The sequence below is a fragment of the Pseudomonas sp. RIT-PI-o genome, assembly GCF_001297215.1.
Taxonomy (GTDB): Bacteria; Pseudomonadota; Gammaproteobacteria; order Pseudomonadales; family Pseudomonadaceae; genus Aquipseudomonas; species Aquipseudomonas moraviensis_A.
Genome location: NZ_LHPA01000026.1, coordinates 167,510 through 194,065, shown reverse-complemented (window position 1 = coordinate 194,065; position 26,556 = coordinate 167,510). Strand labels below are relative to the sequence as shown.

Below are 26,556 nucleotides of genomic sequence, written 5' to 3'. Positions count from 1 at the left end.
CGGACGGTTTCGCGGCGCCTCAGGTCGATTTGACCATGCAAAACCCTGTGGGAACGAGCCTGCTCGCGAAGACGCCATGTCAGTCATTATCTCAGTGCGCTGAACGACCGCTTTCGCGAGCAGGCTCGCTCCCACAATGGGGTCGCGTTCCGGCCGTGCGACATAGGTGCAACGGTCAGCCACAGCCTAAGGGGCTAATATGGCAGTTCAACGCTGTCGATCGCCTGAGATTTTCGCTTTATGCAAACTGCTTACACCGTCCTCATCCTGCTGATGCTGGTCAGCGTCTCGCGCCTGGTCGGGCGGGTCATCCCGCTGCCGTTGCCGCTGGTGCAAATCGCCGCCGGTGCCTTGCTCGCCTGGCCGAACCTGGGCCTGCACGTCGCCCTCGATCCCGAGCTGTTCCTGTTTCTGTTCCTGCCACCGTTGCTGTTTTCCGATGGCTGGCGCATGCCCAAACGTGCGCTCTGGCAATTGCGCGGACCGATCCTGACCCTGGCGGTCGGCCTTGTTCTGTTCACCGTGGTCGGCGCCGGCTATTTCATCCATTGGCTGTTGCCGACGATTCCGTTGCCGGTGGCCTTTGCTCTGGCGGCGGTGTTGTCGCCGACGGACGCTGTAGCCGTTTCAGCGATTTCGCAGAACCGCTTGCCGACGCCGCTGATGCACATGCTGCAAGGCGAGGCGCTGATGAACGACGCTTCGGGTCTGGTGACGTTCAAGTTCGCCCTCGCTGCAGCGGTCACGGGGGTGTTCTCGTTGACCAATGCCAGCCTGACGTTCGTCGCGGTGGCGCTGGGCGGCCTGGCGGTCGGCGTGGCGCTGAGCTGGCTGGTCGGGCGCCTGCGGGCGTGGATGATCGCGCGTGGCTGGGACGACCCGGCGACCCACGTGGTGTTCATGTTGCTGCTGCCGTTCGCCGCTTACGTCTTGGCGGAACGTCTGGGCGCCTCGGGCATTCTTTCGGCGGTGGCGGCGGGGATGATGCAGAGCTGGCTCGATCTGTTGCCACGCCAGACCAGCACGCGATTGCTCAATCGCAGCGTCTGGTCATTGCTCGAATTTGCTTTTAACGGCTTGATCTTCTTGCTGCTCGGCCTGCAATTGCCGGACATCATCAAAGCCGTGGTCAGCCACGAACCGACGCTGTGGCCGACGCTGTTCTATCGCTGCCTCGATGTACTGGCGATTTTCGTGGCGCTGGTGCTGCTGCGGTTCATCTGGGTGCAAAGCATCTGGCGTTTGTCGGTGTTATTGCGCCGATTGCGCGGCAAGGGCGAGCTGACGCAAGTGCCGACGGCGCGCTCCTGCTGGTTGCTGACCGTAGGCGGTGTGCGCGGGGCGGTGACGCTGGCGGGCGTGATGTCGGTGCCGATGCTGATCGGCACCGAGGCTTTTCCTGAACGCGACTTGCTGATCTTCATCGCTGCCGGGGTGATCCTGCTGTCGCTGGTCTCGGCCTGTATTGCGCTGCCCTTGCTGCTGCGCGGTATCGAAAAAAGTCCGGACGACAAGCGTCGCCAGGAAGTGCGTGATGCCTGGCGCAAGACCGCTGAAGCCGCGATTCATTCCTTGGAAACCGAAGAGGTGGTGCCGCAGGATGCTGCGCAAGCGGCGTTGGCAGCGGAGCTCAAGGCGCGGATCATGTCCGAATATCGTCATCAACTCGATGTGTTCAACGATTCCGCCGAAGCCCAGGCGCTGGCGTTCCAGATGGATCTGCTTGAGCGGCGCTTGCGGTTGAAAGCGCTAAGGGCGCAGCGGCTCGAGCTCTACAGCCTGAGCCGTCAGCACCAGATCGGTGATGACGTGTTGCGAGAAGTGCTGGGGGAACTGGATTTGAGCGAGGCGAATCTGGGGCAGGTCAAATAGCTGTTTGAACGCTTGCAGCAGGGCCGCTGCTGCAAGCGTTTGCTGATCACTGCTGTCGGGTGATGAAGTCGCGAATTCGTTCGGCGGCTTCAACGCATTCAGCCAGCGGCGCAACCAATGCCATGCGCACACGGCCGGCGCCAGGATTGACGCCATCGACATCGCGAGACAGATACGAGCCCGGCACCACGGTCACATGCTCCTGCTCGAACAGATCACGGCAGAACGCCGCATCATTGCCCTGCACATTCGGCCACAGGTAGAAGCTGCCATCCGGACGCTGCACGTCCAGCACCGGGCTGAGGATCTCCAGCACCGCATCGAATTTCTCGCGATACAGCGCGCGGTTGGCGCGCACGTGCACTTCGTCATTCCATGCGGCAACGCTGGCCAGTTGGGTTTGCACCGGCATCGCACAACCGTGGTAAGTGCGATAGAGCAGGAAGCCTTTGAGGATGTCGGCATCGCCGGCAACGAAGCCTGAACGCAGGCCCGGCAGGTTGGAGCGCTTGGACAGGCTATGGAAGACCACGCAGCGCTTGAAGTCGTTGCGGCCCAGTTCAACGCAGGCGCTGAGCAGGCCCGGCGGCGGGGTTTGCTCGTCGAAGTACAGTTCGCTGTAGCACTCGTCGGCGGCAATCACGAAGTCGTACTGATCGGCGAGGGCGATCAACTTCTTCAAGGTCTCGACCGGAATCAGCGCGCCGGTCGGGTTGCCGGGCGAGCACAGGAACAGGATCTGGCAGCGCTTCCAGATATCTGGCGAAACGGCATCGAAATCCGGGTTGAAGCCGTTTTCATCCAGGCATGGAAGGTAATGCGGCTTGGCCCCGGCGAGAAACGCCGCGCCTTCGTAGATCTGATAGAACGGGTTGGGGCTGACCACCAGTGCATCGTCGCCACGGTTGACCACGGTCTGGGTGAAGGCGAACAGCGCTTCGCGGGTGCCGTTGACCGGCAGCACATTGCGCGCTGGATCGATCCAGCCGCTCGGCACGCCAAAGCGACGCTCGCACCAGCCGGCGATGGCTTCGCGCAGGGCCGGAATGCCCAAGGTGGTCGGGTACACCGCCATCTGATCCAGATTGTTCGCCAGGGCTTCGGCGACAAAACTCGGTGAACGGTGTTTCGGCTCGCCGATCGACAGGGCAATCGGACGCTTGTCCGGGTTCGGCGTGACGGTGGCGAGCAGGGCACGGAGCTTTTCGAACGGGTACGGCTGGAGCTGGTTAAGAGCGTTGTTCATCGGGGCCTCGGTCGATGTCGGAGGGACAGGCACAATATCAGGCTGGAACGCGCCCTGTGGGAGCGAGCCTGCTCGCGAAGAGGGTGGTCCATCCAACATTGGTGTGCTGAATGACCGCTTCGCGAGCAGGCTCGCTCCCACAGGGTTTCATTGTCAGGCTGTCATTGGCGCTGGTCGGTCCGACAGGAAAATTCATTGATTCAGATACTGATCCGCGAAAGTTTGATATCTGGTTCCTGGTTGACGCTCAGCTGTTCGACGATCGCATCCTGCAAACGGCTGCACAGCAGCGGATCGGACAGCTGCTGGTTGTGCGCATCGGTGATGAAGAACACGTCTTCCACGCGCTCGCCCAGGGTCGCAATCTTGGCGTTCTGCAGCGACAGGTCGAACTCGAGGAAAATTCCCCCGACCCGCGCCAGCAGGCCCGGCCGGTCGGGCGCCGTCAGTTCCAGCACGGTCACCGGACGCTGGGCGTCGTTGTGGATCGTCACTTGCGGCGCAAAGGCGAAGTGCTTGAGCTGGCGCGGTACGCGGCGCTGGATGATCGTCGGGTAGTCGTCCGGGTTGCGCAGGGCTTCGGTGAGGCCTTCGCGGATCTGCTTGATCCGCGCCGGGTTGTCGCCGATCGATTCGCCTTCGTTGTCGAGCACGATATAGGTGTCGAGGGTGAACTGGCTGCTCGAAGTGATGACCCGGGCGTCGTGAATGTTCAGGTTGAGCTGGTCCATCGCCGCCACGGTCACGGCGAAGAAGTCATGCTGGTCCGGGGCATAGATGAAGATCTGCGTGCCGCCCTCGAACTCGCGCTGGGTGGTTTCCTTGATCAGCACCAGAGGCCCGCCATCGACCGGTTGCTGCAGGATCGCGTCGCTGTGCCAGGCGACGTCGCCGGCGGTATGACGCAGGAAATAGTCGTCGCCCAGTTGCGCCCAGAGTTGCTCGACGTCGTCCGGGTCGGTGCCACCGCGCACCAGAATGTCCAGCGCGGCGCTCTGCGTCTGGCGGATCTGCTCTTCGCGGTCCACCGGATTTTCCAGACCCCGGCGCAGGGCTCGTTTGGTCTCGGTGTAGAGCTGGCGCAACAGGCTGGCGCGCCATGAATTCCACAGTGTCGGGTTGGTCGCGTTGATGTCGGCCACGGTCAGCACATAGAGGTAGTCGAGGCGGGTTTCGTCGCCGACCGCCTGGGCAAAATCGTGGATCACCTGGGGGTCGGACAGATCCTTGCGCTGCGCGGTGGTCGACATCACCAGGTGGTTTTGCACCAGCCAGACGATCAGGCGGCTGTCCCACACCGGCAACTGGTGGCGCTGGCAGAACGCTTCGGCATCGACCGCGCCGATCTCCGAGTGATCGCCATGCCGGCCCTTGCCGATGTCGTGGTACAGGCCGGCCATGTAGATCAGTTCGGGCTTGGGCAACTTGGCCATGAGTTTGGCGGCCAGCGGAAATTTCTCCGAGACCTGGGTGTACTGCAGTTTGCGCAGGTGCTTGATCAGATTCAGCGTGTGTGCATCGACTGTATAGATGTGGAACAGGTCATGCTGCATCTGCCCGACGATAAAGCCGAACTCCGGCAGATAACGCCCGAGAATGCCGTAACGGTTCATCCGCCGCAGATTTCGGTGGATGCCGATCTTGCACTTGAACAGCTCGATGAACAGGCTGGTGTTGCGGATATCGTTGCGGAAGTTGTCATCGATGAGATGACGATGTTCGCGCAGCAGACGAATCGTGTCGGCGCGCACGCCTTTGATTTCCGGCTGCTGGGCCATCAGCACGAAAATCTCCAGCATGGCGAACGGCGTGCGGCGGAACACGTTGTCATTGCGGGCTTCGATGTAACCGTCGTGCAACTGGAAGCGCGAGTTGATCGGTTGCGACGGCGCTTCATCTTCCGGAGCGAGGATGACCTCCTCGAAATGCTGAATGATCAGGTCGCTGAGTTGGGCGATGCTCATCACCGTGCGGAAGTACTGCTGCATGAAGTTTTCGACTGCCTGTTTGGCGTCGTCACCCTCGAAACCGAGCAGCCCGGCAATGGTGCGCTGATGATCGAACAGCAGCCGGTCTTCGGAGCGGCCGGCGAGCATGTGCAAGGCATAACGCACCTTCCAGAGGAATTCCTGGGAGGAGGCGAGCAGGGCGTTTTCGCTCTCGACCAGAAAGCCTTCGCCAGCGAGCGCGCGCAGGTTGAGGGTGCCGTACTGACGGCGGGCGACCCAGAGAATCGTCTGAATATCGCGCAGGCCGCCGGGCGAACCTTTGACGTTGGGTTCGAGGTTGTACTCGGTGTCGTTGTATTTGTGGTGACGGGCCTTTTGCTCGGCACGCTTGGCCAGGAAGAACTCCTTGGCCGGCCACATGTGCGCGGTACTCGTCACCTCGATCATGCGCTGGCGCAGACGCTCGGGGCCGCAGATGGTGCGACTTTCCATCAGGTTGGTGACCACGGTCAGGTCGGCGCGGGCCTCTTCGGCGCACTCGTCGACCGAGCGTACGCTCTGGCCGACTTCCAGGCCGATGTCCCACAGCAGCGTAAGAAAACGCTCGATGGAATCGCGGAAAACTTCGTGGTCAGCGCTGTCGAGCAGGATCAGCAGATCAATGTCGGAGTAGGGGTGCAGTTCGCCGCGACCGTAGCCGCCCACTGCCACCAGAGCGATATCGGCGTCTTCACTCCAGTTGAACTGCTCCCAGGCCTTTTGCAGGATGTTGTCGACAAACCAGGCGCGGTCTTCGATCAGGCGGCGGATGTCGCGGCCATTGCGAAAACGCGTGTCGAGGACCTCGCGGGCCTGGCGGATCGCCTTCTTGAACGCCGCGATAGGACTCGCTTTGAGGGCCAGTTCAGCCTGGAACTGGCCGCGGTCGAAGAGTTCGGGATCCACCTGCGGCATCGATTGGCTTTCCTTCTATAGGCTGGGAGCGTTCTGTGAATCAGGCCGAGACGCGCGGGATGGTGTCATCGCTGCGCAAAGTGAAGATCTCGTAGCCGGTGTCGGTGACCAGCAGGGTGTGTTCCCACTGGGCCGAGAGCTTGCGGTCCTTGGTGATCGCCGTCCAGCCGTCGCCCAGTACCTTGGTGTCGGCCTTGCCCTGGTTGATCATCGGCTCGATGGTGAAGGTCATGCCAGCCTTCAGTTCCATGCCGGTGCCGGCGCGACCGTAGTGCAGGATCTGCGGTTCCTCGTGGAAAACCTTGCCGATACCATGGCCGCAGAACTCGCGCACCACCGAGAAACCATTTTTCTCCGCGTGCTTCTGGATCACTTCGCCAATGTCGCCGAGGCGGCAGCCGGGTTTGACGATCTCGATGGCCTTGTACATGCATTCCTGAGTGACTTGCGACAGGCGCTCGGCCCAGACCGGTACTTCGCCGACGTGGAACATGCGGCTGGTGTCGCCGTGGTAGCCGTCCTTGATCACTGTGACGTCGATGTTCAGGGTGTCACCGTTTTTCAGCGGCTTGTCATTCGGGATGCCGTGGCAGACCACATGGTTGATCGAAGTGCAGATCGACTTCGGGTAACCCTTGTAGTTGAGCGGGGCAGGGATGGCTTCCTGCACATTGACGATGTAATCGTGGCAGATCTGGTTGAGCTGATCAGTGGTCACGCCCGGCTTGACGTGTTCGGCAATCATTTCCAGCACATCGGCGGCCAGTTTGCCGGCGACACGCATGCCAGCGATGTCCTCGGGGGTTTTGAGGTTGACGGTCATACAGGCTCTCTCTGCGCTCGGCGGCGCTTACGGATACGAATAGGGTGGCAGGTGTGGATTGTGCGACCCTGAAAAACGCGATTCTACCAGACGGGAGGCGCAAATCCGCGCCTGCATGTCTGGCTTCTCTCTATACAATGGAGTCCGTCAGGCCGATTCCAAGGGGGCCGCGCCCCGGTCGCGGGTGCGAATACAGATTCCGGGTTCCGTTTCTGCGCACCCTGTGGTATAAAATGCGCCGCTTTCCGGGGATGCCCCGAAAAGCTTAAATCCACACACGTGTCGACACGATGACCTGGGTGCCTTGGGCTTTATGCCTCTGGTTGGTCATTGGGATACGTGGAGGCCAAACCCGACTTATCAAGGAACTATCATGTCCCAAGTCAACATGCGCGATATGCTGAAGGCCGGTGTGCACTTCGGTCACCAAACCCGTTACTGGAATCCGAAAATGGGCAAGTACATTTTCGGCGCGCGTAACAAGATTCACATCATCAACCTTGAAAAAACCCTGCCAATGTTCAACGAAGCTCTGACTTTCGTAGAGCGTCTGGCCCAGGGCAAAAACAAGATTCTGTTCGTCGGCACCAAGCGTTCCGCTGGCAAGATCGTTGCTGAAGAAGCAGCACGTTGCGGTTCGCCGTACGTCGATCACCGCTGGTTGGGCGGCATGCTGACCAACTTCAAGACCATTCGTGCTTCCATCAAGCGTCTGCGTGACCTTGAAGTTCAAGCCGAAGACGGTACTTTCGCCAAGCTGACCAAGAAAGAAGCGCTGATGCGCTCCCGTGATCTTGAGAAGCTGGATCGTTCGCTGGGCGGCATCAAGGACATGGGCGGTCTGCCAGACGCACTGTTCGTGATCGACGTTGACCACGAGCGCATCGCGATCACCGAAGCCAACAAGCTGGGCATCCCGGTCATCGGCGTTGTCGATACCAACAGCAGCCCGGAAGGCGTTGACTACATCATCCCAGGCAACGATGACGCAATCCGCGCTATCCAGCTGTACATGGGTTCGATGGCTGACGCAGTGATCCGTGGTCGCAACAATGTTGCTGGCGGTACTGTTGAATTCGCAGCTGAAGAAACTCAGGCTGCAGCTGAGTAATCGACGCCCCTGGCGTTGACTCAGTAAGCAAAAAGGGGGCTTGGCCCCCTTTTTGCCACCTCGAAAACCATTTGTCGGCGCCCACGTCTGTATTTGTCATGTGCGGCAGCCAACATGGGTGGTTCGGGAAGAATTGAACGCCCGTTCGATCGGGTGGAATGGTTGAAAACCTATCCAAGAGGAATTTGAAAATGGCAGCAATTACTGCAGCGTTGGTCAAAGAACTGCGCGAGCGTACCGGCGAAGGCATGATGGATTGCAAGAAAGCCCTGGAAAAGGCTGACGGCGACATCGAAAAAGCCATTGATGACATGCGTGCTTCGGGCGCCATCAAGGCTGCGAAAAAAGCCGGCAACGTTGCCGCTGAAGGCGCAATCGCCATCAAATCGAATGACAAGGCAGCCGTGCTGCTGGAAGTCAACTCGCAGACCGACTTCCTGGCCCTGCAAGACGATTTCAAGAACTTCGTTGCTGCCAGCGTAGAAAAAGCTTTCGACGAAAAACTGACCGACGCAGCTCCGCTGATCGCCGCTCAGGAATCGGCTCGTGAAGCTCTGGTTGCCAAAGTCGGTGAGAACGTCAACATCCGTCGTCTGGTACGCGTAGAGGGTGACGTTGTCGGCACTTACCTGCACGGTAACAAGATCGGTGTTGCTGTTGTCCTGAAAGGCGGTGACGTCGAGCTGGCCAAAGACATCGCGATGCACGTTGCGGCAAGCAACCCTGAGTTCCTGCTGCCTTCGCAAGTCTCCGACGAAGCGATCGAGCGTGAGAAAGCTGTGTTCCTGCAGCTGAACGAAGAGAAGATCAAAGGCAAGCCGGAAAACATTGTTGAGAACATGGTCAAGGGCCGTATCAGCAAGTTCCTGGCAGAAGCAAGCCTGGTCGAGCAGGCGTTCGTCAAGAACCCTGAAGTCAAGGTTGGCGAACTGGCCAAGAAAGCCGGTGCTGAAATCGTTTCCTTCACTTACTTCAAAGTAGGCGAAGGCATCGAGAAGCCGGTCGACAACTTCGCTGAAGAAGTTGCTGCCCAGCTGGCTGCCGCCAAGCAATAAGACGGTTTTTCAACTGTCGCCCGAAAGAGGCTGCCCGCTTACGCGCGCAGCCTCTTTTCAGATGGGTTACCAATTTTATTTGGTTTCCACCCGGAACTGACTTACAAAGCCATGTTCCGATGGCGCTGCAGCAGCGCCAAGCTAGAGTGAACGCCAGCTGTAAACAGCTCGCAAAGAATTTTAAATACGCCGCAGGAGAGATTCGCAATGGCTCAGCAGGGCAGTGGTTATCAGGCTCGCTATAAACGCATTCTACTCAAGCTTAGCGGCGAGGCCCTGATGGGCTCGGAAGAGTTCGGGATCGATCCTAAAGTGCTGGACCGCATGGCGCTGGAAGTCGGCCAACTGGTCGGTATCGGCGTCCAGGTCGGTCTGGTGATCGGCGGTGGCAACCTGTTCCGTGGCGAGGCCCTGAGCAAAGCCGGTATGGATCGGGTCACGGGCGACCACATGGGCATGCTGGCCACTGTGATGAACGCTCTGGCCATGCGCGATGCGCTGGAACGTGCCAATATCTCGGCCATCGTCATGTCGGCCATTTCCATGGTCGGCGTAACCGATCACTACGATCGCCGCAAAGCCATGCGCCACCTGAACTCCAAGGACGTCGTGATCTTCGCGGCCGGTACCGGCAATCCGTTCTTCACCACGGATTCGGCAGCCTGCCTGCGCGCAATCGAGATCGACGCCGACGTTGTGCTCAAGGCCACCAAGGTTGATGGCGTCTACACCGCAGATCCGTTCAAAGACCCGCATGCCGAGAAGTTCGATCATCTGACTTATGATGAAGTACTGGATCGCAAGCTGGGTGTAATGGATCTGACTGCTATCTGCCTGTGCCGCGATCACAAGATGCCGCTGCGCGTATTCAACATGAACAAGCCCGGCGCCCTGCTGAACATTGTGCACGGCGGCGCTGAAGGGACTTTGATCGAGGAAGGCCAACAATGATCAACGAAATCAAGAAAGACGCCCAAGCGCGTATGCAGAAATCCCTGGAATCTCTGAACCACGCGTTCGGCCAGATTCGTACCGGCAAGGCTCACCCGAGCATCCTCGGCAGTGTCATGGTGCCTTACTACGGCACTGACACCCCGCTGAGCGGCGTTGCCAACGTCACCGTGAAGGACTCGCGTACCCTGCAGGTCGTGGCGTTCGAGCGCAACATGCTCGCAGCCGTCGACAAGGCGATCCAGAGCGCCGGTCTGAACCTCAACCCGACCAACCTGGGCGAGTTGCTGCTGATCCCGATGCCGGCCCTGACCGAGGAAACGCGTAAAGGCTTCACCAAACAGGCCCGTAGTGCCGCCGAAGACGCACGCGTTGCCGTGCGCAACATTCGTCGTGACGCATTGGGCGAGCTGAAAAAACTGGTCAAGGACAAGGAAATCAGCGAAGACGAAGAACGTCGTGCCATCGCTGATATCGATAAGCTGACCAAAGAATCCGAGGCCCAGATCACCAAGGCCACGGACGAGAAAGAAAAAGACCTGATGGCCGTATAAGGGTCGAGCTTTAAATGGACAAGACCAAGCAGACTGCGCCGTCCGCGGTGCCGCGCCATGTCGCGATCATCATGGATGGCAATAATCGCTGGGCGAAAAAACGCTTTATGCCGGGTGTCGCCGGGCATAAAGCGGGCGTGGATGCTGTGCGGGCGGTGATCGAGGTGTGCGCTGAGGCCAAGGTCGAAGTCCTGACCCTGTTCGCCTTTTCCAGTGAAAACTGGCAGCGCCCCGCCGATGAGGTCAGCGCCTTGATGGATCTGTTCTTCAAGGCGTTGCGTCGTGAGGCCAAGCGCCTCAACGACAACAACATCAGCCTGCGCATCATTGGCGATCGGTCGCGCTTCCACCCTGAGCTTCAGGCAGCGATGCGCGAGGCCGAGGCCATGACCGTCGGTGCCAACCGTTTTGTCCTGCAGATCGCCGCCAACTATGGCGGCCAGTGGGATATCGCGCAGGCCGCGCAACGTCTCGCACGGGAAGTCCAGGCCGGGCACCTGCGCCCGGAGGACATCACCCCGGATCTGCTGCAGACGTGTCTGGCCACCGGCGATCTGCCGTTGCCAGACCTGTGCATCCGCACCGGTGGCGAGCATCGCATCAGCAACTTCCTGCTGTGGCAGCTGGCCTACGCCGAGCTGTACTTCTCCGACCTGTTCTGGCCGGACTTCAAACACGAAGCCATGCGCACCGCGCTGGCCGATTTCGCTTCACGCCAGCGTCGTTTCGGTAAAACGAGCGAACAGGTCGAAGCTGGAGCCCGGGTTTAATGCTTAAACAACGAATCATCACTGCACTGATCCTGCTGCCGATTGCCTTGTGCGGGTTTTTCCTGCTCAAAGGTGCCGGTTTCGCGCTGTTCATCGGTCTGGTAGTCAGTCTCGGTGCCTGGGAGTGGGCGCGACTGGCGGGCTTTACCGCGCAGTCGTTCCGCGTCGGTTTTGCTGCCGTGGTCGCTCTGATGCTGTTCGTCATGTATGTGCTGCCGGGGCTTGCTCCCTGGGTGCTCGGTGCATCGGTGATCTGGTGGGCGGTTGCCACGTATCTCGTGCTGACGTATCCACGCTCCAGCGCGCATTGGTCCACGGCGGCGACCAAGCTGCTCATTGGTCTGCTGATCCTGCTGCCTGCGTGGCAGGGCCTGGTGCAGATCAAGCAGTATCCGCTGGGTAACTGGTTGATCATGGCGGTGATGGTGCTGGTCTGGGGCGCAGACATCGGCGCTTATTTCTCCGGGCGCAAATTCGGCAAGCGCAAGCTCGCGCCGCAAGTCAGCCCGGGCAAAAGCTGGGAAGGGGTTTACGGTGGTCTGGCTCTGAGCCTGGTGATTACCGCGATTGTCGGGCTGGTGCGCGACTGGACTGTGGCCGAGCTGCTCAAAGGCTTGATCGGTGCTGCGCTGATCGTCTTCATTTCTGTGGTCGGTGATCTCACCGAAAGCATGTTCAAGCGTCAGTCCGGCATCAAGGACAGCAGTAATCTGCTACCCGGGCATGGCGGCGTGCTGGATCGCATCGACAGCCTGACTGCGGCCATTCCGGTGTTCGCCGTATTGCTCTGGATGGCCGCACCGTGAGTCGTCCCCAGCAGATTACGGTATTGGGTGCGACCGGTTCGATCGGTCTGAGCACCCTGGATGTGATTGCCCGCCACCCTGAGCGTTATCAGGTTTTCGCTTTGAGTGGCTTCTCTCGGCTCAGCGAATTGCTCGCGTTGTGCGTGCGGCATGTGCCGCAATTTGCGGTGGTTCCCGAAGGTGCCGCAGCGCGCGGTTTGCAGGATGACCTGCGTGCAGCCGGCTTGCCGACTCGCGTACTGGTCGGCGAGGAGGGCCTGTGTCAGGTCGCCTCCGCGCCTGAAGTCGACGCAGTAATGGCGGCCATTGTCGGTGCGGCCGGGCTGCGTCCGACCCTGGCGGCAGTCGAGGCGGGCAAGAAGATTCTGCTGGCGAACAAGGAAGCGCTGGTGATGTCCGGCGCTCTGTTCATGCAGGCCGTGCGCAAGAGCGGCTCGGTGCTGCTGCCGATCGACAGCGAACACAATGCGATTTTTCAGTGCATGCCCGCGGATTTCGCGCGCGGCTTGAGTTCGGTGGGCGTGCGTCGGATTTTGCTGACAGCCTCTGGCGGCCCGTTCCGGCAGACGCCGCTGGCCGAGCTGGCGCATGTGTCGCCTGAACAGGCGTGCGCGCACCCGAACTGGTCCATGGGGCGCAAGATCTCCGTGGATTCGGCGAGCATGATGAACAAGGGTCTGGAGCTGATCGAAGCCTGCTGGCTGTTCGATGCCAAGCCGGCCCAGGTCGAAGTGGTGATTCATCCGCAGAGCGTGATCCACTCTCTGGTGGATTATGTCGATGGATCGGTGCTGGCGCAGTTGGGTAACCCGGACATGCGCACACCGATCGCCAACGCCCTGGCCTGGCCGGAGCGCATCGATTCCGGCGTACCGCCACTGGATCTTTTTGCCATTGCGCGACTGGATTTCGAAGCGCCCGATGAAAGCCGTTTCCCGTGCCTGCGTTTGGCCCGGCAGGCCGCCGAAGCCGGTGACAGCGCGCCGACGATGCTCAACGCGGCCAATGAAGTGGCAGTGGCAGCGTTTCTCGATGGACGGGTTCGCTACCTGGAAATCGCGAGTATGATCGAGGAAGTCTTGAATCTGGAGCCAGTGGTGGCGCTGAACGACCTCGACGCGGTGTTTACGGCGGACGCGAAAGCGCGAATGCTGGCCGAGCAATGGTTGAGTCGGCACGGCCGATAGTTTTTGCAACACAATGGCGACACGCGACACTGAACAGGATTGCGGAGAAAGTAGATGAGCGCGCTCTATATGATTGCCGGCACCCTGATCGCCCTGGGTGTGCTGGTCACCTTCCACGAATTCGGCCACTTCTGGGTCGCGCGTCGCTGTGGCGTCAAGGTTCTGCGTTTTTCCGTGGGCTTCGGCATGCCGCTGCTGCGCTGGCATGACAAGCAAGGTACCGAGTTCGTGGTTGCCGCGATTCCGCTGGGCGGCTACGTCAAGATGCTTGATGAGCGCGAAGGCGAAGTGCCGGTCGATCAGTTGGATCAGTCCTTCAACCGCAAGTCGGTGCGGCAGCGTATCGCGATTGTCGCCGCCGGACCGATTGCCAACTTTCTTTTGGCCCTGGTGTTCTTTTGGGTGCTGGCCATGCTCGGCAGCGAGCAGGTGCGCCCGGTCATCGGTGCGGTCGAGTCCGGCAGCATTGCCGCCAAGGCCGGTCTGAATGCCGGTCAGGAGATTGTTTCGATCGATGGTGAACCCACGTCGGGCTGGGCTGCGGTCAATTTGCAGCTGGTTCGTCGTCTGGGTGAGAGCGGCGCCATTCAACTGCTGGTGCGCGAGCAGGGTTCGAGCGCTGAGTCGCCGCGCACGCTGGCACTGGATAACTGGCTCAAAGGTGCCGACGAGCCGGATCCGATCCGCTCGCTGGGCATTCGCCCGTGGCGTCCGGCGTTGCCGCCGGTGCTTGCCGAGCTTGACCCGAAAGGCCCGGCCCAGGCAGCCGGGCTGAAAACCGGTGATCGGCTGCTGGCGCTTGATGGCCAGCCGCTCGATGACTGGCAGCAAGTGGTCGATACCGTTCGTACGCGTCCTGATACCAAAATCATACTGCGCGTCGAGCGCGACAATGCTCAAATCGACGTCCCGGTGACGCTGGCGGCGCGCGGTGAAAGCAAAGCGCCGAGCGGTTATCTCGGCGCTGGCGTCAAAGCCATCGACTGGCCGCCGGAAATGATCCGCGAGGTCAGCTACGGCCCGCTGGCCGCAATCGGCGAGGGTGCCCGTCGCACTTGGACCATGAGCATTCTGACGCTGGATTCACTGAAGAAAATGCTGTTCGGCGAGCTCTCGGTAAAAAACTTGAGTGGACCGATAACCATTGCTAAAGTGGCGGGCGCTTCTGCCCAGTCGGGCGTCGCTGATTTCCTGAATTTCCTTGCTTATCTGAGTATTAGCCTGGGCGTTCTGAATTTGCTGCCCATTCCTGTACTGGATGGGGGGCATTTGTTGTTTTATCTGATCGAGTGGGTGCGTGGTCGCCCCTTGTCGGATCGGGTGCAAGGTTGGGGGATACAGATCGGTATCAGTTTGGTGGTCGGGGTGATGTTGCTTGCTCTGGTCAACGATCTGGGTCGACTGTAACGCTTCGCTGAATTGCGAATCTGCCGCATTTTGCGGCAGTTTGTTTATTGCCAGTTGGAATAAGAAAGGACTTCATGAAACGTCTGCTGCTAACTGCGGTTCTCACCGTATTGATGATCGCCGAAGTTCACGCCGAGTCCTTCACTATCTCTGATATTCGCGTCAATGGCCTCCAGCGGGTCTCCGCGGGTAGCGTTTTTGGTGCCTTGCCGTTGAACGTCGGCGAGCAGGCGGATGATCGTCGCCTGGTGGAATCCACTCGTGCGTTGTTCAAAACCGGTTTCTTTCAAGATATCCAGCTGGGCCGCGAAGGCAACGTTCTGGTCATCACCGTGGTCGAGCGTCCATCGGTCGCCAGTATTGAAATCGAGGGCAACAAAGCGATTTCCACTGAAGACCTGATGAAAGGCCTCAAGCAATCCGGTCTGGCCGAAGGCGAAATCTTCCAGCGCGCTACCCTCGAGGGTGTCCGTAACGAACTGCAACGTCAGTACGTCGCCCAGGGTCGCTACTCGGCCACCGTCGATACCGAAGTGGTCTCGCAGCCGCGTAACCGCGTGGGTCTGAAAGTGAAGATCAACGAAGGTACGGTTGCCGCCATCCAGCACATCAACGTGGTAGGCAATACGGTATTCCCTGAGGAAGACCTGACCGACCTGTTCGAACTGAAAACCACCAACTGGCTGTCGTTCTTCAAGAACGATGACAAATATGCCCGTGAAAAACTCTCCGGTGACCTGGAGCGTCTGCGTTCCTACTACCTGGACCGCGGCTACATCAACATGGACATCGCTTCGACCCAGGTGTCGATTACCCCGGACAAGAAGCACGTCTACATTACCGTCAACGTGACCGAGGGTGAGAAGTACACCGTTCGTGACGTCAAGCTCAGCGGTGACCTGAAAGTTCCTGAAGACCAGGTCAAGTCGCTGTTGCTGGTGCAGAAAGGCCAAGTGTTCTCGCGCAAGCTGATGACCACCACTTCCGAGCTGATCACCCGTCGTCTGGGTAACGAGGGTTACACCTTCGCCAACGTCAACGGCGTGCCTCAGCCGCACGATGACGACCACACTGTGGACATCCTCTTCGCTGTCGATCCGGGCAAGCGCGCCTACGTCAACCGCATCAACTTCCGTGGCAACACCAAGTCCGAGGACGAAGTGCTGCGTCGTGAGATGCGCCAGATGGAAGGCGGCTGGGCTTCGACCTACCTGATCGACCAGTCCAAGACCCGTCTGGAACGTCTGGGCTTCTTCAAGGAAGTCAACGTTGAAACCCCGGCCGTGCCAGGTGTCGACGACCAGGTTGACGTGAACTACGCGGTTGAAGAACAGGCTTCCGGTTCGATCACTGCCAGCGTCGGTTTCGCCCAGAGTGCCGGTCTGATCCTCGGTGGCTCGATCACCCAGAACAACTTCCTCGGTACCGGTAACCGCGTCAGCATCGGCCTGACCCGCAGCGAATACCAGAGCCGCTACAACTTCGGCTACGTTGACCCCTACTGGACCGCCGATGGCGTGAGCCTGGGTTACAACGCGTTCTACCGCACCACCGACTACGATGAACTCGATGCCGATATTTCCAGCTATGCGGTAGACAGCCTCGGTGCCGGCGTCAACGTCGGTTACCCGATCAGCGAGACTTCGCGTCTGACGTTCGGTCTGTCTGCCCAGCAGGACAAGATCAACACCGGTCGCTATACCGTTGACGAGATTTTCGACTTCGTTAAAAAGGAAGGCGATCAGTACCTGAACTTCAAGGCGTCGGCCGGTTGGTCCGAGTCGACGTTGAACAAGGGTGTTCTGCCGACCCGTGGCCGTTCCCAGAGCCTGACCCTGGAAACCACCATCCCGGGCAGCGACCTGTCGTTCTTCAAACTTGACTACCGTGGTCAGCTGTTCCAGCCGATCACCGAAAACTACACCATGCGGCTGCACACCGAACTCGGTTACGGCGACGGTTACGGCTCGACTGACGGCCTGCCGTTCTATGAAAACTACTATGCCGGTGGCTTCAACTCGGTACGTGGCTTCAAGGACAGCACTCTGGGTCCGCGCAGTACGCCGAGCCGCGGTGCAGCTGAAACGGGTAATACGGGGACACTTCGTGACCCGGATCAGGATCCGCTGCCATTCGGCGGTAACGTATTGATTCAGGGTGGTGTCGAGGTTTTGTTCCCGCTGCCGTTCGTGAAAGATCAGCGTTCTCTGCGGACCTCGGTATTCTGGGACGTGGGTAACGTATTCGATTCCAAGTGCGACAAGACGACCAACGCGAGCGCCGGTTCGACTTCCAGCACTCAGTGCAACGACATCAGTCTGAGCAACATGGCCAGTTCCGTCGGTGTCGGCGTGACCTGGGTCACCGCACTGGGGCCTTTGAGCTTCGCCCTGGCGATGCCGATCAAGAAACCGGATGACGCTGAAACTCAAGTGTTCCAATTCTCCCTCGGCCAGACGTTCTAAGCGTCTGACCCAAGACAACGACAATGGATTTTGTAGGAGTGCATCGTGCGTAAGTTGACTCAATTGGTTCTCCTGGCCTCCGTACTGGTGGCAGGCCCGGCGTTCGCCGACATGAAAATTGCCGTGCTGAACTATCAGATGGCACTGCTGGAATCCGACGCGGCGAAGAAATACGCCGTGGATGCCGAGAAGAAGTTCGGTCCGCAACTGACCAAGCTGAAAACCCTGGAAAGCAGCGCCAAAGGCATTCAGGACCGTCTGATGGCCGGTGGCGACAAGATGCAGCAGGGCGAACGTGAGCGTCTGGAGCTGGAATTCAAGCAAAAGGCCCGCGACTTCCAGTTCCAGTCCAAGGAACTGAACGAAGCCAAGGCCGTGGCTGACCGCGAAATGCTCAAGCAGCTGAAGCCGAAACTGGACAGCGCTGTGGAAGAAGTCATCAAGAAAGGTGGTTTTGACCTGGTGTTCGAGCGTGGCGCAGTCATCGATGTCAAACCTCAGTACGACATCACGCGCCAGGTTATCGAGCGCATGAATCAGCTGAAGTAACCCATGACCGTAACTATCAGGCTCGGCCAGTTGGCCGAGCACCTCGGCGCCACCCTGCGTGGCGACCCCGAGACGCAAATTACTGGGCTAGCCACTTTGCAAGAGGCTGGCCCAGCTCAGTTGAGCTTTCTGGCAAATCCCCAATACCGTAAATACCTGGCCGGTTCACAGGCCGCTGCGCTGCTGCTCAAGCAAGCGGACGCTGAAGGTTTCGCCGGTAATGCCCTGGTGGTGCCGGATCCTTATCTGGCCTACGCGCGTATCTCGCATTTGTTCGATCCAAAGCCAAAAGCTGCTGCGGGTATTCACCCGACGGCGGTCATTGCGCCGGACGCGGTAGTTGATCCGAGTGCCAGCATTGGCCCGTTCGTGGTCATCGAAGCCGGTGCTCGCGTTGCGGCACAGGTGACGCTGGGCGCGCATTGCGTGGTCGGCGCTCGCAGCGAGATCGGTGAGGGCGGCTGGCTGGCTCCTCGCGTCACGCTGTATCACGACGTACGCATCGGCAAACGTGTGGTGATTCAGTCCGGTGCCGTGATCGGTGGCGAGGGCTTCGGCTTCGCCAACGAAAAAGGCGTCTGGCAGAAAATCGCCCAGATCGGTGGCGTCACCATCGGCGACGATGTCGAGATTGGCGTGAACACCGCCATCGACCGCGGCGCCCTGGCCGATACCGTGATCGGCAACGGCGTCAAGCTCGACAACCAGATCCAGATTGCGCACAACGTCCAGGTCGGTGATCACACCGCCATGGCCGCCTGTGTCGGCATCTCCGGCAGCACCAAAATCGGCAAGCACTGCATGCTCGCCGGTGGTGTCGGTCTGGTCGGCCACATTGATATCTGCGACAACGTTTTCCTGACCGGGATGACCATGGTGACCCACTCGATTACCGAGCCGGGCGCCTATTCTTCCGGCACAGCCATGCAACCGGCGGCCGAATGGCGCAAAAGCGCGGCCCGCATCCGTCAGCTTGATGACATCGCGCGACGGTTGAAACAGCTGGAAAAGCGCGTAGGGGAAGTGACCCCTGACGGCAATGCTTCATCTGATGGCTGATACCATTTCCATATCAAGTGTGCACAGCCTCTAGACTGCCTCCTTGATTTGCTAGAGGAGTGCGCGTCAGTCGCGCTCCCAATCTTTACATAGGCTTTCCCCTGAAATGATGGACATCAACGAGATTCGCGAATACCTGCCTCACCGTTACCCGTTCCTGCTGGTGGACCGGGTGGTGGAACTGGACACTGAAGGCAAGCGAATTCGCGCCTACAAGAATGTCAGCATCAATGAACCGTTCTTCAATGGTCACTTCCCTGCGCATCCGATCATGCCGGGCGTGCTGATCATCGAAGCGATGGCTCAGGCTGCCGGGATCCTCGGTTTCAAGATGCTCGACGTCAAACCGGCCGACGGCACCCTGTATTACTTCGTCGGTTCCGACAAGCTGCGCTTCCGTCAGCCAGTCAAGCCGGGCGACCAGTTGATTCTTGAAGCGACCTTCATCAGTTGCAAGCGCAAGATCTGGAAATTCGAGTGCCAGGCTTCGGTCGATGGCAAGCCGGTCTGCTCGGCGGAAATCATCTGCGCGGAACAAAAAGTATGAGTTTGATTGACCCTCGCGCAATCATCGATCCGTCCGCCGTTCTGGCTGACGGCGTCGAGGTCGGCCCGTGGTCGATCATCGGCGCAGGTGTGGAAATCGGCGAGGGTACCGTGATCGGGCCGCATGTGATCCTCAAGGGGCCGACCCGCATTGGTAAGCACAATCGCATCTACCAGTTTTCTTCGGTAGGCGAAGACACCCCGGATCTGAAATACAAAGGCGAGGAAACCCGCCTGGTGATCGGTGACCACAACGTCATCCGCGAAGGCGTGACCATTCACCGTGGCACCGTTCAGGATCGTTCGGAAACCACCCTGGGTGATCACAACCTGATCATGGCCTATGCCCACATCGGTCACGACAGCGTCATCGGCAATCACTGCATTCTGGTCAACAACACTGCGCTGGCTGGCCATGTGCACGTTGACGACTGGGCGATCCTCTCCGGTTTCACCCTGGTGCATCAGTACTGCCACATCGGCGCGCACAGCTTTTCCGGCATGGGCACGGCGATCGGCAAGGACGTTCCGGCGTTCGTCACCGTGTTCGGCAACCCGGCCGAGGCGCGCAGCATGAACTTCGAAGGCATGCGCCGTCGCGGTTTCAGCGAAGATGCGATCCACGCCTTGCGCCGTGCCTACAAGACCGTCTACCGCCAGGGCCTGACGGTCGAGCAGGCGCTGGCCGAGCTGGTCGAGCCGTCTGCGCAGTTCCCTGAAGTCGCCGTGTTCCGCGATTCGATCCAGGCATCGACCCGCGGCATCACCCGCTGATCATGGCCAGTCTGCGTATTGCGCTGGTGGCGGGTGAGGCTTCCGGTGACATTCTCGGCGCCGGCCTCATGCGCGCGCTCAAGGCACAACATCCGGCGATCGAGTTCATCGGTGTCGGCGGGCCGCTGATGCAGGCCGAAGGCCTGACCTCGTACTTCCCCATGGAGCGCCTGTCGGTCATGGGCCTGGTGGAAGTGCTCGGTCGGCTGCGTGAATTGCTCAAGCGCCGCAAGGACTTGATTGCCACGCTGATCGGCGCCAGGCCGGACGTGTTCATCGGCATCGACGCGCCGGATTTCAACCTCAATATCGAACTCAAGCTGCGTCAGGCCGGGATCAAGACCGTGCATTACGTCAGCCCGTCGGTGTGGGCTTGGCGGCAGAAGCGGGTGCTGAAGATCCGCGAAGGTTGCGATCTGATGCTCACGCTGTTGCCGTTCGAAGCGAAATTCTACGAAGAGAAGGGCGTGCCGGTACGTTTCGTCGGTCACACCCTCGCCGATACGATTCCGCTCGAGGCTGACCGCGCCGCTGCACGTGCCGAGTTGGGTTTGCCCGACGGCCCGCTGGTGGCACTGATGCCGGGCAGCCGTGGCGGTGAAGTCAGTCGCCTCGGCGCACTGTTTCTGGATACTGCCGAGCGCCTGCGAGGCATGCGTCCGGGCGTACGCTTTGTCATTCCCTGTGCCAATCCGGAACGCCGCGTGCAATTGGAAGCGCTGCTGGTCGGCCGCGATTTGCCGGTGACATTGCTCGATGGTAAATCGCATCTGGCCCTCGCCGCGTGCAACGCCGTGTTGATCGCATCGGGCACTGCTACCCTTGAAGCGCTGCTGTACAAGCGGCCGATGGTGGTGGCGTATCGATTGGCGCCGCTGACATTCTGGATTCTCAAACGCATGGTCAAGAGCCCCTACGTGTCGCTGCCCAACTTGCTCGCCCAGCGCTTGCTGGTGCCGGAGTTGTTGCAGGATGATGCGACTGTCGAGGCGTTGGCGCAGACGCTGTCGCCATTGATCGAAGGCGGAGAGGAACAGACCCGCGGTTTCGACGAGATCCACCGCACGCTGCGGCGCGATGCTTCCAATCAGGCGGCGGACGCCGTCCTTAACCTGATTGGCAAACCACAATGAGCAAGACAAGCATGCAGATGGGCCTCGATTTCACCCTGGTCGCCGAAGTCGAAGAACTCGTCGCCGGCGTCGATGAAGTGGGTCGTGGCCCCTTGTGTGGCGCGGTGGTGACAGCGGCGGTGATCCTCGATCCGAACCGGCCAATCCTCGGTCTCGACGATTCGAAGAAGCTCACCGAAGCCAAGCGTGAAAAGCTGTACGACGAGATCTGCGAAAAGGCCCTGAGCTGGTGCATTGCCCGCGCCGAGGTCGAAGAAATCGATGATCTGAACATTCTCCACGCCACCATGTTGGCGATGCAGCGTGCGGTCGCTGGCCTGCACGTTCAGCCGAAACTGGCGATGATCGATGGCAACCGCTGCCCGCATCTGCCGATGCGCGCCGAAGCGGTGATTCAGGGTGATGGCAAGGTTCCGGCCATCGCAGCGGCGTCGATTCTGGCCAAGGTCAGTCGCGATCGCGAGATGGCGGCATTCGAATTGATCTACCCGGGCTACGGCATCGGCGGCCATAAAGGCTACCCGACGCCCGTTCATCTGGAAGCGCTGGCGCGGCTCGGCCCGACGCCGATTCACCGCCGCTCGTTCGCCCCGGTCCGCCTGGCTTATGAGGCGCGGGAAAGCCTCACGCAGGTTTAGGCACAAGGCTGATGTTTTATTCGAGGCCCGGTACAATCCGGGCCTCGTTGTCTCTATGTAACTGGACAGGATCACTATGCCGGCTTCATTCGTTCATCTACGCCTGCACACTGAGTACTCCCTGGTCGACGGGCTGGTGCGGATCAAGCCCCTGGTCAAGGCGCTGACCGCCATGAACATGCCGGCGGTCGCGGTCACCGATCAGAACAACATGTGTTCTCTGGTCAAGTTCTATAAAAACGCCATGGGCGCCGGCATCAAGCCGATCTGCGGTGCCGACCTGTGGCTGGCGAACAAGGACCCGGATGCGCCGCTGAGCCGCATCAGCCTGCTGGTGATGAACGCTCAGGGTTATCGCAATCTCACCGAATTGATCTCCCGCGGCTTCATCGAAGGCCAGCGCAACGGCATGGTCATCGTCGAGCGCGAGTGGGTGGCCGAGGCCAACGAAGGCCTGATCATGCTGTCCGCCGCCAAAGAAGGCGAGATCGGCATGGCCATGATCGGCGGCAATCCGGCGGAAGCCGAAGCGCTGACGCGCGAGTGGATGGCGGTGTTCCCGGATCGCTTCTATCTGGAAATCCAGCGCACCAACCGTCCCAACGATGAAGAGCAACTGCACGGCGCCGTGGCACTGGCCGACAAACTCGGCGCGCCGCTGGTGGCGACCAACGATGTGCGCTTCATCAAGCAGGAAGACTTTGCCGCCCACGAAACCCGCGTGTGTATCGGTGAAGGCCGCGCACTCGACGATCCGCGCCGCTCAAAGAATTACAGCGATCAGCAATACCTGAAAAGCGCCGAGGAAATGCTCGAGCTGTTCAGCGATATTCCCGACGCCATCGAAAACACCGTCGAGATTGCCAAGCGCTGCAACATCGACGTGAAGCTGGGCACGCACTTCCTGCCCAACTTCTCGATCCCCGATGGCATGACCATCGACGAATATTTCCGCAAGGTTTCCTTCGAAGGTCTCGAAGAACGCCTGGCGGTGCTGCTGCCCAGGGACACCACCGAAGACTACGAAGCCAAGCGTCAGGTGTATGTCGATCGCTTGAATTTCGAGCTGGATATCATCATCCAGATGGGCTTTCCCGGTTACTTCCTGATCGTGATGGACTTTATCCAGTGGGCCAAGAACAACGGCGTACCGGTAGGTCCGGGCCGTGGGTCGGGTGCCGGGTCGCTGGTGGCTTACGTACAGAAGATCACCGACCTCGACCCGCTGGAATATGACCTGCTGTTCGAACGTTTCCTCAACCCGGAACGGGTCTCCATGCCCGACTTCGACGTCGACTTCTGCATGGACGGTCGTGACCGGGTGATCGATTACGTGGCCGAGAAATACGGCCGCAACGCGGTGAGCCAGATCATCACCTTCGGTTCCATGGCCGCCAAGGCTGTGGTGCGCGACGTGGCGCGTGTGCAGGGCAAGTCCTACGGCCTGGCGGATCGTCTGTCGAAGATGATTCCGTTCGAAGTCGGCATGACCCTGGAAAAAGCCTACGAGCAGGAAGAGATCCTGCGTGACTTCATCAAGGTCGATGAAGAAGCGGCGGAAATCTGGGAGATGGCGCGCAAGCTCGAGGGCGTGGTGCGTAACGTCGGCAAACACGCCGGTGGTGTGGTGATCGCACCGACCAAGCTGACCGACTTCTCGCCAATCTATTGCGACGAGGCCGGCGACGGTCTGGTGACCCAGTTCGACAAGGACGACGTTGAGGCAGCCGGTCTGGTGAAGTTCGACTTCCTCGGCCTGCGTACGCTGACGATCATCGACTGGGCGCTGAAAACCATCAACCGCGACCGCGCCAAGGTCAACGAGCCGCCGCTGGATATCGCTTTTATCCCGCTGGACGATAAGCCGACCTACCAGTTGCTGCAAAAAGCCGAAACCACGGCGGTGTTCCAGCTTGAATCCCGCGGCATGAAGGAGCTGATCAAAAAGCTCAAGCCCGACTGCCTGGAAGACTTGATCGCACTGGTGGCACTGTTCCGTCCGGGCCCGCTGCAATCGGGCATGGTGGACGACTTCATCAACCGTAAGCACGGGCGCGCCGAGCTGGCCTATCCGCACTCGGACTACCAGTACGACGGCCTCAAGCCGGTACTGGCGCCGACTTACGGCATCATCCTGTATCAGGAACAGGTGATGCAGATTGCCCAGGTCATGGCCGGTTACACCCTCGGTGGTGCGGACATGCTGCGTCGAGCGATGGGTAAGAAAAAGCCCGAGGAAATGGCCAAGCAGCGCGGCGGTTTCATTGAAGGTTGCGCGACCAACGGCATCGACGCCGACCTTGCCGGTAACATTTTCGACCTGGTGGAAAAATTCGCCGGTTACGGCTTCAACAAGTCCCACTCTGCCGCCTACGGTCTGGTGTCGTACCAGACCGCTTGGCTGAAAGCTCACTACCCGGCGCCGTTCATGGCCGCGGTACTCTCGGCGGACATGCACAACACCGACAAGGTCGTGACCTTGATCGAGGAAGTGCGGACGATGAAGCTGCGTCTCGACGCGCCAGACGTGAACACTTCGGAGTTCAAGTTCACGGTGAACGACGACGGCCGTATCGTTTATGGCCTCGGCGCGATCAAAGGCGTCGGTGAAGGCCCGGTGGAAGCGATCACCGAAGCGCGTCAGGCCGGTCCGTTCAAGGATCTGTTCGACTTCTGCGCGCGGGTCGACCTCAAGCGCATCAACAAACGCACCCTCGATGGCCTGATTCGCAGCGGTGCGCTGGATCGCCTCGGCCCGTATTTCCATGACGAGCAGAAAGCCTATCAAGCCAACATCGACCGCAACCGCGCGGTGCTGCTGGCGGCGATGGAAGAAGCGATCAAGGCGGCCGAGCAGACTGCGCGTACTCACGACAGTGGTCACGCCGATCTGTTTGGCGGTTTGTTCGTCGAAGAAGATGCCGACGTTTATGCATCCCATCGCAAGGCCAAAGAGCTGACCCTCAAGGAACGTCTCAAGGGTGAAAAAGACACCTTGGGCCTGTACCTGACCGGTCACCCGATCGACGAGTACGAAGGCGAGATTCGCCGCTTCGCCCGTCAGCGCATCATCGACCTGAAACCGGCGCGCGATACGCAGACTGTGGCGGGGATGATCATTGCCCTGCGGGTGATGAAGAACAAGAAGGGCGACAAAATGGGCTTCATCACCCTCGACGACCGTTCCGGGCGGATCGAGGCGTCGCTGTTTGCCGATGCGTTCCATTCCGCGCAGTCACTGCTGCAGACCGACGCGATGGTGGTGGTCGAGGGCGAAGTCAGCAACGACGACTTCTCCGGCGGCCTGCGCCTGCGGGTCAAGCGCGTGATGAGCATGGAGGATGCGCGGACCAATCTGGCCGAGAGTTTGCGCCTGAAGCTGCACACCCAGGATCTCAAAGGCGATCAGCTACGCTGGTTGGGCGAACTGCTCAAGCGTCATCGCGGCGCGTGCCCGGTGACCATGGAGTACACCAGCCCGGATGCGAAGACCTTGCTGCAGTTCGGCGAGACCTGGCGGATCGACCCGGCGGATGCCTTGATTCAAGCCCTGCGTGACCAGTTCGGGCGAGACAACGTCTTCCTCCAATACCGTTGACCGGCAAGTGCCATCATTGCGCTTGCCCGCAACCTGAATTTTTAATCTCGACCTCAGCGCGCCTCTCCCTTAAGGTAGGGCGCGAATAGACAACCGGCCGGCCCAAGCTCACTTGGGACACGACCCAAGACGGACGCCTATGAACCCGAATTTTCTAGATTTCGAACAGCCGATCGCCGACCTGCAAGCCAAGATCGAAGAGTTGCGCTTGGTCGGTAATGACAATTCGCTGAATATCGGCGATGAGATCTCCCGCCTGCAGGACAAGAGCAAGACGCTGACCGAAGACATTTTCGGCAAGCTGACCAGCTGGCAGATCGCACGCCTGGCGCGTCACCCGAAACGCCCTTACACCCTCGACTACATCGAGCACATCTTCACCGAGTTCGACGAGTTGCACGGCGACCGTCACTTCTCCGACGACGCTGCCATCGTTGGCGGTATCGCCCGTCTGGAAGACCAGCCGGTAATGATCATCGGCCACCAGAAGGGCCGGGAGGTACGCGAGAAAGTCCGCCGCAACTTCGGCATGCCGCGCCCGGAAGGCTACCGCAAGGCCTGCCGCCTGATGGAGATGGCCGAGCGCTTCAAGATGCCGATCCTGACCTTCATCGACACTCCGGGTGCCTACCCGGGTATTGACGCCGAAGAGCGCAACCAGAGCGAAGCGATCGCCTGGAACCTGCGCGTGATGGCGCGTCTGAAAACCCCGATCATCGCCACCGTGATCGGTGAGGGTGGTTCCGGCGGCGCACTGGCCATCGGCGTCTGCGATCAACTGAACATGCTGCAATATTCGACCTACGCGGTGATCTCGCCGGAAGGTTGCGCTTCGATCCTGTGGAAAACCGCCGAGAAAGCGCCGGATGCCGCTGAAGCAATGGGCATCACCGCCGAGCGTCTGAAAGGCCTGGGGATCGTCGACAAGGTGATCAGTGAGCCACTGGGCGGCGCCCACCGTGATCCGGCTGCGGCGGCTGCGTCGATCCGCGCCGAACTGAGCTCGCAACTGGCGATGCTCAAGCAGTTCGATAACGAAGCGCTGCTCAAGCGCCGTTACGATCGCCTGATGAGCTACGGTCTCTAAGTCGAGCGCTACCCCTTGTAGG

At 60.0% G+C, this 26,556-nt stretch carries 21 protein-coding genes; 18 read left to right on the top strand and 3 right to left on the bottom strand.

From position 1 onward, the window contains the following. The first annotated feature begins 240 nt into the window (after positions 1 to 240). Positions 241 to 1,872, top strand: a complete 1,632-nt coding sequence (locus AEQ63_RS17800; RefSeq protein WP_042606975.1) for a Na+/H+ antiporter — start codon at positions 241 to 243, stop codon at positions 1,870 to 1,872. Between the two features lie 46 nt (positions 1,873 to 1,918). Here AEQ63_RS17800 and dapC read toward each other — a convergent pair whose 3' ends face one another. From dapC to map, 3 genes are all read right to left on the bottom strand, one after another. Continuing rightward, entirely contained in the window at positions 1,919 to 3,118 is a 1,200-nt protein-coding gene (gene dapC, locus AEQ63_RS17795) for a succinyldiaminopimelate transaminase (RefSeq protein WP_064364260.1), read from the bottom strand. A 200-nt stretch (positions 3,119 to 3,318) separates the two neighbouring features. Further along, positions 3,319 to 6,021 (bottom strand): [protein-PII] uridylyltransferase, encoded by a 2,703-nt coding sequence (locus AEQ63_RS17790; RefSeq protein ID WP_064364259.1) that lies wholly within the window; start codon positions 6,019 to 6,021, stop codon positions 3,319 to 3,321. A gap of 40 nt (positions 6,022 to 6,061) precedes the next feature. After that, positions 6,062 to 6,844: a type I methionyl aminopeptidase gene (gene map / locus AEQ63_RS17785; protein ID WP_042606978.1), complete on the bottom strand. Its 783-nt coding sequence runs from the start codon at positions 6,842 to 6,844 to the stop codon at positions 6,062 to 6,064. Positions 6,845 to 7,217: 373 nt separating this feature from the next. Here map and rpsB point away from each other — a divergent pair, with 373 nt between their 5' ends. The 17 genes from rpsB to AEQ63_RS17700 all read left to right on the top strand — a co-directional run bounded on the left by rpsB (position 7,218) and on the right by AEQ63_RS17700 (position 26,534). After that, complete coding sequence (gene rpsB / locus AEQ63_RS17780) at positions 7,218 to 7,955, top strand: 30S ribosomal protein S2 (RefSeq protein WP_003222119.1); 738 nt, start codon at positions 7,218 to 7,220, stop codon at positions 7,953 to 7,955. Positions 7,956 to 8,146: 191 nt separating this feature from the next. Continuing rightward, the gene (gene tsf, locus AEQ63_RS17775; RefSeq protein WP_016771476.1) at positions 8,147 to 9,010 is read left to right on the top strand and encodes a translation elongation factor Ts; all 864 of its coding nucleotides are present in this window, start codon (positions 8,147 to 8,149) and stop codon (positions 9,008 to 9,010) included. A gap of 207 nt (positions 9,011 to 9,217) precedes the next feature. After that, positions 9,218 to 9,961, top strand: a complete 744-nt coding sequence (pyrH, locus tag AEQ63_RS17770; protein ID WP_003222124.1) for a UMP kinase — start codon at positions 9,218 to 9,220, stop codon at positions 9,959 to 9,961. Then, the gene (gene frr, locus AEQ63_RS17765) at positions 9,958 to 10,515 is read left to right on the top strand and encodes a ribosome recycling factor (protein WP_007954771.1); all 558 of its coding nucleotides are present in this window, start codon (positions 9,958 to 9,960) and stop codon (positions 10,513 to 10,515) included. Before pyrH ends, frr begins: the two co-directional genes overlap by 4 nt. 14 nt (positions 10,516 to 10,529) lie before the next feature. Further along, positions 10,530 to 11,285 carry a polyprenyl diphosphate synthase gene (uppS, locus tag AEQ63_RS17760; protein WP_039762463.1) on the top strand — a complete coding sequence of 252 codons (756 nt, stop codon included), beginning with the start codon at positions 10,530 to 10,532 and terminating at the stop codon, positions 11,283 to 11,285. Then, complete coding sequence (locus AEQ63_RS17755) at positions 11,285 to 12,091, top strand: phosphatidate cytidylyltransferase (RefSeq protein WP_064364258.1); 807 nt, start codon at positions 11,285 to 11,287, stop codon at positions 12,089 to 12,091. Before uppS ends, AEQ63_RS17755 begins: the two co-directional genes overlap by 1 nt. Then, the gene (ispC, locus tag AEQ63_RS17750) at positions 12,088 to 13,278 is read left to right on the top strand and encodes a 1-deoxy-D-xylulose-5-phosphate reductoisomerase (RefSeq protein WP_064364257.1); all 1,191 of its coding nucleotides are present in this window, start codon (positions 12,088 to 12,090) and stop codon (positions 13,276 to 13,278) included. The genes AEQ63_RS17755 and ispC overlap by 4 nt, the downstream gene beginning before the upstream one ends. A 54-nt stretch (positions 13,279 to 13,332) precedes the next feature. After that, positions 13,333 to 14,685, top strand: coding sequence for a sigma E protease regulator RseP (rseP, locus tag AEQ63_RS17745; protein ID WP_064364256.1), 1,353 nt, complete (start codon positions 13,333 to 13,335; stop codon positions 14,683 to 14,685). Between the two features lie 74 nt (positions 14,686 to 14,759). Then, complete coding sequence (gene bamA / locus AEQ63_RS17740; RefSeq protein WP_042606982.1) at positions 14,760 to 17,150, top strand: outer membrane protein assembly factor BamA; 2,391 nt, start codon at positions 14,760 to 14,762, stop codon at positions 17,148 to 17,150. A gap of 45 nt (positions 17,151 to 17,195) precedes the next feature. Next, on the top strand, positions 17,196 to 17,699 hold the full coding sequence (locus AEQ63_RS17735; RefSeq protein WP_003222140.1) for an OmpH family outer membrane protein: 504 nt from the start codon (positions 17,196 to 17,198) through the stop codon (positions 17,697 to 17,699). 3 nt (positions 17,700 to 17,702) lie between these two features. Then, positions 17,703 to 18,758, top strand: a complete 1,056-nt coding sequence (gene lpxD, locus AEQ63_RS17730) for a UDP-3-O-(3-hydroxymyristoyl)glucosamine N-acyltransferase (protein WP_042606983.1) — start codon at positions 17,703 to 17,705, stop codon at positions 18,756 to 18,758. A gap of 106 nt (positions 18,759 to 18,864) precedes the next feature. Further along, the gene (fabZ, locus tag AEQ63_RS17725; protein ID WP_016771469.1) at positions 18,865 to 19,305 is read left to right on the top strand and encodes a 3-hydroxyacyl-ACP dehydratase FabZ; all 441 of its coding nucleotides are present in this window, start codon (positions 18,865 to 18,867) and stop codon (positions 19,303 to 19,305) included. Continuing rightward, on the top strand, positions 19,302 to 20,078 hold the full coding sequence (gene lpxA / locus AEQ63_RS17720; RefSeq protein ID WP_064364255.1) for an acyl-ACP--UDP-N-acetylglucosamine O-acyltransferase: 777 nt from the start codon (positions 19,302 to 19,304) through the stop codon (positions 20,076 to 20,078). Before fabZ ends, lpxA begins: the two co-directional genes overlap by 4 nt. A gap of 2 nt (positions 20,079 to 20,080) precedes the next feature. Beyond that, a complete protein-coding gene (gene lpxB / locus AEQ63_RS17715) occupies positions 20,081 to 21,211 on the top strand; it encodes a lipid-A-disaccharide synthase (RefSeq protein ID WP_064364254.1) in 1,131 nt (376 codons plus the stop codon). An 11-nt stretch (positions 21,212 to 21,222) separates the two neighbouring features. Beyond that, complete coding sequence (rnhB, locus tag AEQ63_RS17710) at positions 21,223 to 21,849, top strand: ribonuclease HII (RefSeq protein ID WP_042606986.1); 627 nt, start codon at positions 21,223 to 21,225, stop codon at positions 21,847 to 21,849. Between the two features lie 76 nt (positions 21,850 to 21,925). Next, entirely contained in the window at positions 21,926 to 25,447 is a 3,522-nt protein-coding gene (gene dnaE / locus AEQ63_RS17705) for a DNA polymerase III subunit alpha (RefSeq protein WP_064364253.1), read from the top strand. Positions 25,448 to 25,586: 139 nt separating this feature from the next. Continuing rightward, positions 25,587 to 26,534 carry an acetyl-CoA carboxylase carboxyltransferase subunit alpha gene (locus AEQ63_RS17700; RefSeq protein ID WP_016771465.1) on the top strand — a complete coding sequence of 316 codons (948 nt, stop codon included), beginning with the start codon at positions 25,587 to 25,589 and terminating at the stop codon, positions 26,532 to 26,534. Positions 26,535 to 26,556 lie beyond the last annotated feature (22 nt).